Source organism: Kitasatospora sp. NPDC058032, assembly GCF_042885845.1.
Classification (GTDB): domain Bacteria; phylum Actinomycetota; class Actinomycetes; order Streptomycetales; family Streptomycetaceae; genus Kitasatospora.
The window spans coordinates 101,872-111,785 of the sequence record NZ_JBHVRK010000024.1; the positions used below are offsets into that span (position 1 = coordinate 101,872).

Annotated in this window: 8 protein-coding genes; 1 reads left to right on the top strand and 7 read right to left on the bottom strand. The window is 75.3% G+C overall.

All coding sequences use genetic code 11. The features are described from left to right. Positions 1–15 precede the first annotated feature (15 nt). From ACFVUH_RS30040 to ACFVUH_RS30065, 6 genes are all read right to left on the bottom strand, one after another. Complete coding sequence (locus tag ACFVUH_RS30040) at positions 16–1,947, bottom strand: galactose oxidase-like domain-containing protein (protein ID WP_387916472.1); 1,932 nt, start codon at positions 1,945–1,947, stop codon at positions 16–18. 265 nt (positions 1,948–2,212) lie between these two features. Next, complete coding sequence (locus ACFVUH_RS30045; protein ID WP_387916474.1) at positions 2,213–3,451, bottom strand: acyltransferase; 1,239 nt, start codon at positions 3,449–3,451, stop codon at positions 2,213–2,215. Between the two features lie 73 nt (positions 3,452–3,524). Continuing rightward, a complete protein-coding gene (locus ACFVUH_RS30050) occupies positions 3,525–4,661 on the bottom strand; it encodes an alpha/beta hydrolase (protein WP_387916476.1) in 1,137 nt (378 codons plus the stop codon). Between the two features lie 157 nt (positions 4,662–4,818). Then, complete coding sequence (locus ACFVUH_RS30055; RefSeq protein WP_355371213.1) at positions 4,819–5,493, bottom strand: response regulator transcription factor; 675 nt, start codon at positions 5,491–5,493, stop codon at positions 4,819–4,821. Then, on the bottom strand, positions 5,490–6,896 hold the full coding sequence (locus tag ACFVUH_RS30060; protein WP_387916478.1) for a sensor histidine kinase: 1,407 nt from the start codon (positions 6,894–6,896) through the stop codon (positions 5,490–5,492). Before ACFVUH_RS30060 ends, ACFVUH_RS30055 begins: the two co-directional genes overlap by 4 nt. 78 nt (positions 6,897–6,974) lie before the next feature. After that, the gene (locus ACFVUH_RS30065; RefSeq protein WP_355371207.1) at positions 6,975–7,640 is read right to left on the bottom strand and encodes a TetR family transcriptional regulator; all 666 of its coding nucleotides are present in this window, start codon (positions 7,638–7,640) and stop codon (positions 6,975–6,977) included. Positions 7,641–7,856: 216 nt separating this feature from the next. On the opposite strand from ACFVUH_RS30065, the gene ACFVUH_RS30070 reads away from it, so the two are divergent. After that, on the top strand, positions 7,857–9,461 hold the full coding sequence (locus ACFVUH_RS30070; protein ID WP_387916480.1) for an MFS transporter: 1,605 nt from the start codon (positions 7,857–7,859) through the stop codon (positions 9,459–9,461). 84 nt (positions 9,462–9,545) lie between these two features. Here the strand turns inward: ACFVUH_RS30070 and ACFVUH_RS30075 are convergent, their stop codons facing one another. Further along, positions 9,546–9,764: a hypothetical protein gene (locus ACFVUH_RS30075; protein ID WP_387916482.1), complete on the bottom strand. Its 219-nt coding sequence runs from the start codon at positions 9,762–9,764 to the stop codon at positions 9,546–9,548. Between the last annotated feature and the right edge of the window lie 150 nt (positions 9,765–9,914).

A 9,914-nucleotide genomic window follows, 5' to 3' on the forward strand; every position in this document is an offset into this window, starting at 1 on the left:
CTTTCGGGTGCGCGGTCAGGCGGTGAGCTGGATCCACTTGGCGACGGAGGGCACGCCCTGGTCGTTGAGCAGGAAGAGCAGGTACCAGCCGGGCGGGGCGGCCTTGGCGTCCGGCGGGGCCTGGAGCTCCAGCCGGTTGCCGGCCCGGCTGCTGAGCCGCAGGTCGAGGTGGCGCTGGCTGGTGTTGATCGAGTGGGTGGAGGTGGTGGGCGAGAGCAGCACCGCCTTGGTGACCCGCTCCGGGGTGGAGGTGTTGACCAGGAAGGTCTGGTCGTAGCCGACGGGCGTGGTCGGCGCCCCGGTGAGGACCGGGCGGTCGCCCTGGTGGAGGTAGGCGGGCTCGTAGATCTCGATGGTCCCGTTCATGGTGACCGGGCCCGTGGTGCCGGGGATGCCGCTCACCGTGCCGTCGATGTCCGGGTTGTTGGCGAGCTGCTGGAGCTCGTCGCCGGTGACCATGACGCGTCCGTCCGGCAGCACCACGGCGTTGGAGTGGTAGCCGCGCGGGAGCCGCTGGACCGGGCCGAGCTGCCAGTTGCCCTGGTCGTCGCGGAGTTCGACCTGGCGGTACTTGAGGTCGGCGTTCGGGTTGTACGGGCCGTTGCCGTAGTCGCGGATGTCGTAGGCGCCGTTGACGGTCATCAGCCGGCCGTTGGGCAGCAGCAGGGTGTCGTCCTGGGTGCGGCCGAAGGCGCGGGACTTCTCGGCGGTCCAGCTGCCGTTGGAGAAGCGCAGGGTGCTGGGGTTGTCCCGGTCGCCGCCGAGGATCAGCGCGGAGTCCGGGCCGTTGACGCCGCCGGGCAGCGGGACGGCCGAGCCGTAGTTGCGCTTGCGGCCGTCCGGGCGGGCGGTCAGGTCGCTGCGGGACTCCGCGACCGGGTCGAACTTCCACTGCTCGGCGGCCTGCCGGCCGAAGCCGTAGATGTTGCCGTCGTTGAGCGAGAACAGGTGCGGGTAGTCCAGGGTGAACGGGGCGTCGGCCTTGAACCGGTCGACGGGGGTGTTCACCGGGGTCTGGGTCTTGAGCGTGGGCACCGGGTAGTTCTTGGCGGGGAAGCGCTCGACCACCGGGGTGGGGGTGCCCCAGCCGAGTTCGGACTGGCCGGACATGATCAGCTGCCGGCCGTCCGCGCCGGTCACCACCGTGGGGTACCAGCGGCCGACGGACATGTCGGGGTTGCGGGTCCAGGTCTCGGTCCACGGGTCGAAGATCAGCGAGAGCTTGGCGCCGGTGCCGCCGTTGCCGCCGAGGTTGCCGCCGAAGACGCCGAGCATGCCGTTGGGCAGGAAGGAGTGGCCGGCGCAGAAGAACGGCGCCGGGCGGGGCTGGTCCAGGCCGTCGGGCATGTTGACGGTGGGCGGGGTGACCTGCTTGAAGGCGTCCTTGCCGTAGCCCTTGGCCGGGTCCCAGAGGAACGCCCGGCCGGCGTTCTCCCGGCCGGTGGTCTGGGTGGGGGCGGGTTCCTTCTCCGGGTTGGTCTCGATCCGCTCGAAGGAGAACAGCAGCACCTTGCCGGTGGGCAGCAGCGCGACGTGGTCGCCGAAGTCGGGGGAGGGGAAGTACTGGTTGAAGGTCCCGAAGGTGCCGGCGGCGAAGCCCTTGTTGTGGTCGGCCTGGGACTGCGTCAGCGCGTTCAGCCGGTTGGTGCGGGTGGTCTGCGGGTAGTCGCCGATGCCGCGGACGGCCGCGCGCATCCGGGCGTGCTCCTCGGCGTGCTCCTGGCCGAGCGCGGCGACCTCGTCGTCGCGCAGCTCGGCGAGCATCCGGGGGTCGGCGACCTTGGGTGCGGTGGCGGCCGGGCCGTCGGGGGTGTCGTGACCGCCGGGGCCGTGGGCGGCGGCCGGGGCGACGGCGGTCAGGGCGGTGCCGGTGGTCAGCGCACAGACCACGGCGGTGGCGAGCACGGCCGGAAGGCGCCGGCCGGGCCGTGGCGGGGACAGGGACATGGAACTCCTCGAACGGGGGAACGGGGCCGTCCGGCTCGGAACTCCGGGCGGGGGATAGGGGGAACGGCCGCCGGGGCGGTGCCCGGTCGCCGACAGCCACAGGCCATCACGGTGGGTGTCGGTTCGCATGCGGAGTCACTGCGTTCGGCGTCGGCGGGTCCGCAGAGCGGGTGATCGGGGGCGCCCGGGAACGCGGAAGCGGGCGCGGACCCGCCGGTCCGCGCCCGCGCGCCGCGTCGCCCGCTGCATCGCCCGCCCGGGTGCGTCAGACGACGCCCAGCGCGTACGCGGCGAAGAACGCCGCCCCCGCGCCGGCCGCCGCCTTGGCCGGTCGCGACAACCCCGTCCACGGGCCGTCGAAGCGCCGGGTGAACCACCCGATCGCGACCAGCGCGGCGCCGAACAGCGGCAGCAGCGCCAGCCGCAGCGCGACCCAGCCGAGCGAGTCCGGAGCCACCGTCAGCCCCGGCACCGCGCCGAAGGCGGCGGCACCCGGCACGGCGACCGCGAGCATCGCGCTCTGGTGCCAGCAGAAGATCGTCATCGCCGAGAGGTTCACCGCCACCACGGGCAGCCAGAGCAGCGGACGGCGGGTCAGCAGCCGGCCGAGCCGCTCGCGCAGCAGCACCGCGGCGCCGCACTGCACCGCGGCCAGCGCGAGCACCAGCAGGGACGGCGGGTGCGAGTTGGTGCGCTCCGCGCCCGGCACGCCGACCATCGACGCCGGGTAGTGGAAGACCAGCAGCAGCACGGCGAACAGCGCGCCGCCACCGGCCAGCAGCAGCCGCGCCGCCGGACGGCCGAGGCGGCCCCCGGCCCAGAGCACGCCCAGCTGGTAGCCGAACAGCCAGCCCGGCAGGATGTTCAGCAGCCCGAGCCAGGACGGCAGCGACGGCGCCCACGGCCCGTACCGCAGCAGGTCGACGACGGCGACCGCGCCGAGCAGCAGACCCGCCGACCAGCCGCCCAGCCGGCGGGCGAAGGCCGCGCAGAGCGGGGTGAGCGCGGTCAGGCCCAGGTAGACCGCGATGTACCAGAGCGGCTGCACCACCAGCGTCGAGCCGGTGCGCACGGTGTCGGCGGGGACGCCGAGGCGCGGCAGCAGCGGGATCAGCAGCGCCCAGACGGCGGCCACCCCGAGCACCGGGCGCAGCAGCCGCACCACCCGGCCGCGCAGCCAGCCGGCGTGGCCGACGCCCCTGGCCCGGGCGCGTTCCAGCGAGCGGACCGCCGAGTGGCCGCCGACCAGGAAGAACACGCCCAGCAGCTGGAGCCCCCAGCTGAGCGGGGCGAAGAAGCCGAGGCCGGGGGAGGAGAGCGGACTGGCGTTGTGCAGGGCGCCGTCGGCGGAGCGGGTGAAGCCGCCGAGCAGCCAGTGGCCGACCGGGACGGCGAGCAGGGCGAGGGCGCGCAGGCCGTCCAGGGCGCGGTCACGGCTCTCGGGGGTGCGGGCGTCCACCTGGCGGGCGGCCCGGTGCAGCGGGGCGAGCAGGGTGGCGGTCATGACGGGGTCTCCGTTCGGCGGTACGGCGGTACGGGGGTACGGCGGTACGGGGTTCTCGGCGGGGGAGGCCGGGTCAGCGGCCGAGGGCGAGGTCGGCGTAGGCCGCCAGCGAGGCGGTGCCCGGGGCGAAGTAGCCGGTGTGGCCGTGCGAGCCGGTGGACGGCAGCGCGCGGGCACCGAAGGCCGGGTCGGTCGGGTCGGCGCCGTGGCCGAGACCGAACAGGCGCACGTGCGGCACGTTGCCGATCCAGTCGGAGCCGTTGCGGGCGGTGGCCCAGAGCGGGACGCGCGGGTCGAGGTCGGCGGCCGAGTCGACGCCCAGGCCCGGCGAGCCGAGCACCACCACGCCGGAGGCCTGCCGCGGGCCGGGCCGGGCGAGTCCGCAGACCACCGAGCCGTAGCTGTGGCAGAAGACCGTGGCCGGGGTGTCGGGCCGGGTGCTGTCGGCGAGTCCGTCGAGCAGCCGGGTCAGCCGCTCGGCGCCGGCCGCGGCCAGCGTCTCGGTGGCGGCGTCCGGGCCGAGGCCGAGCGGGGTGGTGTAGCCGGCCCAGGCGATCACCGCGGTGCGCCCGCCGGTCGCGTCGTACAGCGCCCGGGCCATGCCGACGGGGGTGCCGTACGGGTCGCCGGCGCGGTCGAAGGTGCGCAGGTCGATGTCGGAGCCGGGGACGACGACGGCGGTGCGCCGGGCGCCGGCCAGGTCGCCGAACACCTCGGCGACCTGGCCGCGGCCGCGCGGGTCGAAGGCGAGGAACCGGCGGGGGCCGCCGGGCGCGGCCGGGTCGAGCAGGGTGCGGTAGCGCTCGGCGCGCTCCCGGGCGGCGGCGTGGTCCTGCGCGGTGAGCGCCGGGTCGACGGCCCGGGCGAGGGCGCGCTCGCGCTCCTCGGCGACGGCCCGGGCGTTGGCCCGGTAGCGCAGCTCGACGGGCGCGCCGTCCAGGTTGCCGACCACCAGCGGGTGGCGGACGGCCAGGTCCTCCCGGGCGGCGGGTGCCAGCCCGGCGAAGAAGGCGGCCACCTCGGCGGGGGCGGCGGTGGCGGGGTCCGGCAGCGGCAGACCGAGGGCGGTGTCGGCGATCCAGGCGGCGGCGCCGGGCGGCGGCCCGGTCACCGCGCGCTCGCCGCCGGCGGCCCAGCCGCCCGCCCCCAGCACCGCGGCCAGGGCCAGCGCGGCGGCGGCCGCCGCGCGGCCGATCCGGTTCCTCGTCATGTCCGTTCCCTCCGTGGCCAGTTCGGCTCGACGGGAAGGACGGTAGGAACGGGACGGCCCCGCGGACATCACTCCGCGGGGCCAACTGCCGGGTGCTACCCGGGTATCAGGGGGCCTGCCCCCGGGGGAGGGCCCCACCGGGGGCCGGGGGAGCGGCTCACTGGCCCGGGGTCACCAGGCCGGACTCGTAGGCGAGCACCACCGCCTGGGCGCGGTCGCGCAGGTCGAGCTTGGCCAGGATCCGGCCGATGTGGGTCTTCACGGTCTGCTCGGCGAGGACCAGCCGGGCGGCGATCTCCTGGTTGGACAGGCCGCGGGCGATCAGCTCCAGGACCTCGGTCTCGCGCGGGGTCAGCCCGTTGAGCCGCAGTTTGGGGTCGCGCCGCTTGGCCGGCCTGGTCCGGGCGAAGTCCTCGATCAGCCGCCGGGTCACCGAGGGGGCGAGCAGCGCTTCACCGGCCGCGACCACCCGGACGGCGGCGATCAGGTCGTCCGGCGGCGCGTCCTTGAGCAGGAAGCCGCTGGCGCCGGCCCGCAGCGCGTCGTAGACGTAGTCGTCCACGTCGAAGGTGGTGAGCATCAGCACCTTGGGGCGGTGCGCGCCGGGCACGGCCGGGTCCAGCAGCCGGCGGGCCGCCTCCAGGCCGTCCATGACGGGCATCCGGACGTCCATCAGCACGACGTCCGGGTGGGTGCGGCCGCTCACCTCCAGGCCCTGCGCGCCGTCCGCGGCGTCCCCCACCACGTCGATGTCGCTCTGCGCGTTCAGCAGGGCGGCGAAGCCGGCCCGCACCATCGCCTGGTCGTCGACGATGATCACGCGGATGGTCATACGGTGCTCTCCCCGGGGGTGTCTGCGGTGCGGCCGGCGGCCCGTCCGGCTCCCTCGGACGCGGGGCCGCCCGGCCGGCTGTCGTCCGACCGAGTATCCGTCAGGCCGGCCAGCGGCAGGACGGCGGCCACCTTGAACCCGCCGTCCGGCAGCGGCCCGGTGTCCAGCCGGCCGTTCAGCAGCCGGATCCGCTCGCGCATGCCGACCAGCCCCTGGCCGGTGCCCTCGACCGAGGCCTCCAGCGACTCGCCGCGCACCGGCGGGGCCGCGTTGACCACGGTGACCAGCAGGGATCCGTCGGCGACCGCCAGCGACACCCAGGTCGCGGCGCCGGGGGCGTGCCGGACCACGTTGGCCAGCGCCTCCTGGACGATCCGGTAGACGGAGAGGCCGACGGCCGGCGGCAGCGGGTCACCGGCCAGCTCCGGGGCGAGCGTCAGCTCGGCGGACACGCCCGCCCGGCGGACCGTGTCGACCAGCTGGGCGAGCTGACCGATGCCCGGCTGCGGCGCCTTCTCGGCGCCCGACTCCTCGCTGCGCAGCACCCCGAGCAGCCGCCGCATCTCGGCCAGCGACTCGCGCGCGGTGCCGGCGATCGCGGTGAACTCCTCGGCCGCCTCGGCCGGGACGCCGGTGATCCGGTAGGGCGCGCTGGCCGCCTGCACGGCGATCACCGACATGTGGTGGGCGACCACGTCGTGCAGCTCGCGGGCGATCCGGGCGCGCTCCTCCAGCAGGGTGCGCCGCTCGCGTTCGGCCTCGCTGATGTGTTCCTGCTCGGCGAGCAGCCGGCGGGCCTCGGCGCGTTCGCGCAGTGCCCCGCCGACCACCAGGACGGCGCCCGCGAGGGCGGTGGCGAGCAGGCTGTTGTCGCCGCCGAAGCCGCCGGCCAGACCGACGACGGACAGCGCCAGGCTCGCCGCGGCGGTGACCAGCCAGACCGCGACCAGGGTGCGCCGGGACTCGCGCAGGGCGAGCGGCAGCATCAGCAGGAGGTAGCCGACGATGCCGGGCGGCGGCCACGGCCAGGGGCCGTCGACCCCGGAGGCGGTGGCGCCGCGGCCGGTGGAGAGGATCAGCAGCGAGGCCAGCAGGGCGCCGCCGCCGGCCATCCACCAGGCGGGCAGCGGCCGGGTGACGGCGAGCAGCAGCGGCGCGGTCTGGGTGACCGCGAGGGCGGCGGCCAGACCCGTGGAGACCCCGTAGTCGTTGACCAGCACGTTGATGCCGGTCGGCAGCAGTGCGACGGTCGCGGCCGCGGCGAGGACGTACGGCAGGAGGCGGACCCAGCGGCGGGTGGCCTGGGCGAGCAGCGGGGTGTGGTCGGCGGAGGGACGGGTGAGCGGGGCGAGCAGCGTGCGCACCGGACCGCCCGGGGCCGGCCCGGTGGGTGGCTTGGGCATCCGGCCAGCCTAGGGAGGTACGGCGCGGCCGGCGTCCTCCTCGGGTCCGGTCCTCGGTGTAGTACCCGGGTATGAGGGTCAGGCTCTCCAGTCGCCGGTCAGGGCCGGGGCGAGCAGGTCCAGGTGGCGGTTGATCAGCGCGATCATGCCCTCCGGCCCGGTGTCCTCCTGGTCGGCGCTCCAGGACAGGTGCGCGGCGCGCAGCACGCCGCCGAAGGCCGCCGCGAGCACGGCGGGGCGCAGGTCCTCGGCCGGGTCGACGCCCTCACGCTCGGCGATGATCCCGACCAGCAGCCGCTCCTGCTCGGTGACCCGGCGCAGATGGGCGGCGAGCAGGGTGGGGGTGTTCTCGATCATCCGGATCAGCTCCAGCGCGGCCGTCACCGAGCAGGGCCCGGTGTCCCGGCCGGCGCCGCGCTCGCGCCAGGAGCCGACGATCGCGGCGCGCAGCGCCTGCAGCGGGGTCTCCTCGGCGGGGCGGGCCCGCAGCTGCTCGATGAAGTGGTCCTCGGCCTCGGCGAGGACGGCGAGGGCGACCTCGTCCTTGTTGGCGAAGTAGCGGAAGAAGGTGCGCTGCGAGACGTCGACGGCGGCGGCGATCTCGTCGACGGTGGTGCGGGCGAAGCCCTGGCCGAGGAAGAGCCGGTGGGCCGCCTCGATGAGGGCGTCGCGGGTGCGCTGCTTCTTCCGGGCGCGCAGCCCGGGCTCCTGGACGGGGGCGGGGGAAGCGGGCTGAGCGGCCATGGCGCGGGCCTTCCGGACGGTGATCGGGCTGGTGCTGTGGAGGCTACTGTAGCGATCTGACAAATGGCAGACGCATGCAGAAGTCAGCGTTTGCCGAATGTCAGTGACTGACATAATGTCCCTGGGTGGCGCCCTCAGGCCGGGCAACTCGTGGGGACGGGTGGGCCGGGGCGCCACTTCCATGTCCGCTCGCAGCCAGCCCCCCGGAGGGCCCAGATGAGCCAGTCCCTGACCAAGAGCGCCACGGCGGACGCATCGCCGCCGGGCACGTCACCGGGCGGGAGGAGCCTCCAGGGGCACCCCTGGCTGACCCTGCTCACCGTCGCCGTCGGCGTGATGATGGTCGCCCTGGACGGCACGATCGTCGCGATCGCCAACCCGGTCATCCAGGCCGACCTCAAGGCCGCGCCCTCCGAGATCCAGTGGGTGACCAGCGGCTACCTGCTGGCCCTGGCGGTCTTCCTGATCACCGCCGGCAAGATCGGCGACCGGTTCGGCCACAAGACCACCTTCCTGGTCGGCGCGGTCGGCTTCGCCGCCACCTCGGCGGCGATCGGCTTCGCCGGGAACATCCAGACGGTGATCTTCTTCCGCGTCCTGCAGGGCCTGTTCGGCGCGCTGCTCCAGCCGGCCGCGCTCGGCCTGCTGCGCGGGGCCTTCCCGGCCGAGAAGCTCAACATGGCGATCGGCATCTGGGGCGGCGTCATCGGGGCCTCCACCGCGGCCGGCCCGATCGTCGGCGGCCTGCTGGTCGAGCACGTCAGCTGGGAGTCGGTGTTCTACATCAACATCCCGGTCGGCCTGATCGCGCTGGCCCTCGGCCTGTGGATCCTGCGGGACGTGCGGTCCGAGAACGCCGCCAAGTCCTTCGACGTCCCCGGCATCGTGCTGCTCTCGGCGGCGATGTTCGCGCTGGTCTTCGGCATCATCAAGGCCCCCGAGTGGGGTTGGGGCGACGTCTCCACGGTGGTCTTCCTCGGCGGCGCGGTGCTGCTGATGACCGCCTTCGCGTTCTGGCAGCGGGTCGCCAAGGAGCCGCTGATCCCGCTCAGCCTGTTCCGCTCGGTGCCGCTGTCGGCCGGCACCCTGCTGATGGTGCTGATGGCCTTCGCGTTCTTCGGCGCGATCTTCTTCGTCACCTTCTACCTGCAGAACGTGCACGGCATGACGCCGGTCGAGGCGGGCGTCCACCTGCTGCCGATGACCGGCATGATGATCATCGGCTCGCCGGTGGCGGGGATCGCGATCGGCAAGCTGGGCCCGCGGATCCCGATCGTGGCCGGCATGCTGATCACCACCACCGCGATGTTCGGCATGTCCACCCTGGACGCCGGCTCCGGCAACGGCGCGATGGCGCTCTGGTTCGTGCTGATGGGCCTGGGCATCAGCCCGGTCATGGTCGGCGCCACCGAGGTCATCGTCGGCAACGCGCCGCTGGAGCTCTCCGGCGTCGCCGGCGGACTCCAGCAGTCCGCGATGCAGGTCGGCGGCAGCCTCGGCACCGCCGTGCTGGGTGCGCTGATGGCCGCCCGGGTCAAGGACACGCTGCCCGGCAAGTGGGCCGACGCGGGCCTGCCGCCGGTGGACCCGGCGCAGTCCGAGGGCCTCAACCAGGCCGCCCAGCTCGGCCTCGCCCCGCCGGCGCCGGCCGGCACCCCGCAGCAGGTGGTCGACGCGATGGCCGGGGCCGTCCACGACTCCTTCGTCAGCGGCATGTCGCTGGCCTTCGCGGTCGCCTCGGTGGTCGCCTTCGCCGCCGCCGTGCTCGGCCTGCTGACCCGCCGCGGCACCACCGACGCCGGCCCCGCGGTCCACATCTGACGTACCCGCAGCCCCGCCCGTCGGCCTGCGGGCCCCGGACCGTACGCACGTACGCACGGTCCGGGGCCCGCGGGCCTTCCGGCGTCAGGAGGTCGGGCAGTTCAGGGTGGGGTCGGTCTCGGCGGCGGCCCAGCACTGCTCGGCCCGCTGCCAGTACTCCTCCTCGGAGAGGGACGCCGAGGGGCTGGGGGAGGGGAGCACCTGGGTGGGGCCGAAGTGGTTGCCGCCGCCGGGCGGCGGGCCGGGGGCGGTCGCGGTGGGCCGGGGCGCCGGGTCGGCCGCGGTCCCGGTGGCCGTCGGCACGGTGCCCGTGGTGCCTGGGGTACCCGTGGTGCCCGCCGGTCCTCCCGGGCCCGGGCCCGCCACGGGCGGCGGGGGCGGGGCGGCCGGGGTCGTCGGGGGGGCCGGCCGGGGCGGCGCGGCGGGGCCGGCCGCCGGCGCGGACGGCTGCAC

Excerpts from the sequence above, each read along its gene's own strand:
- ACFVUH_RS30065 (WP_355371207.1), bottom strand. The coding sequence starts at position 7,640 with ATGGCCGCTCAGCCCGCTTCCCCCGCCCCCGTCCAGGAGCCCGGGCTG.
- ACFVUH_RS30040 (WP_387916472.1), bottom strand. The coding sequence starts at position 1,947 with ATGTCCCTGTCCCCGCCACGGCCCGGCCGGCGCCTTCCGGCCGTGCTC.
- ACFVUH_RS30070 (WP_387916480.1), top strand. The coding sequence starts at position 7,857 with ATGAGCCAGTCCCTGACCAAGAGCGCCACGGCGGACGCATCGCCGCCG.
- ACFVUH_RS30060 (WP_387916478.1), bottom strand. The coding sequence starts at position 6,896 with ATGCCCAAGCCACCCACCGGGCCGGCCCCGGGCGGTCCGGTGCGCACG.
- ACFVUH_RS30045 (WP_387916474.1), bottom strand. The coding sequence starts at position 3,451 with ATGACCGCCACCCTGCTCGCCCCGCTGCACCGGGCCGCCCGCCAGGTG.
- ACFVUH_RS30050 (WP_387916476.1), bottom strand. The coding sequence starts at position 4,661 with ATGACGAGGAACCGGATCGGCCGCGCGGCGGCCGCCGCCGCGCTGGCC.
- ACFVUH_RS30055 (WP_355371213.1), bottom strand. The coding sequence starts at position 5,493 with ATGACCATCCGCGTGATCATCGTCGACGACCAGGCGATGGTGCGGGCC.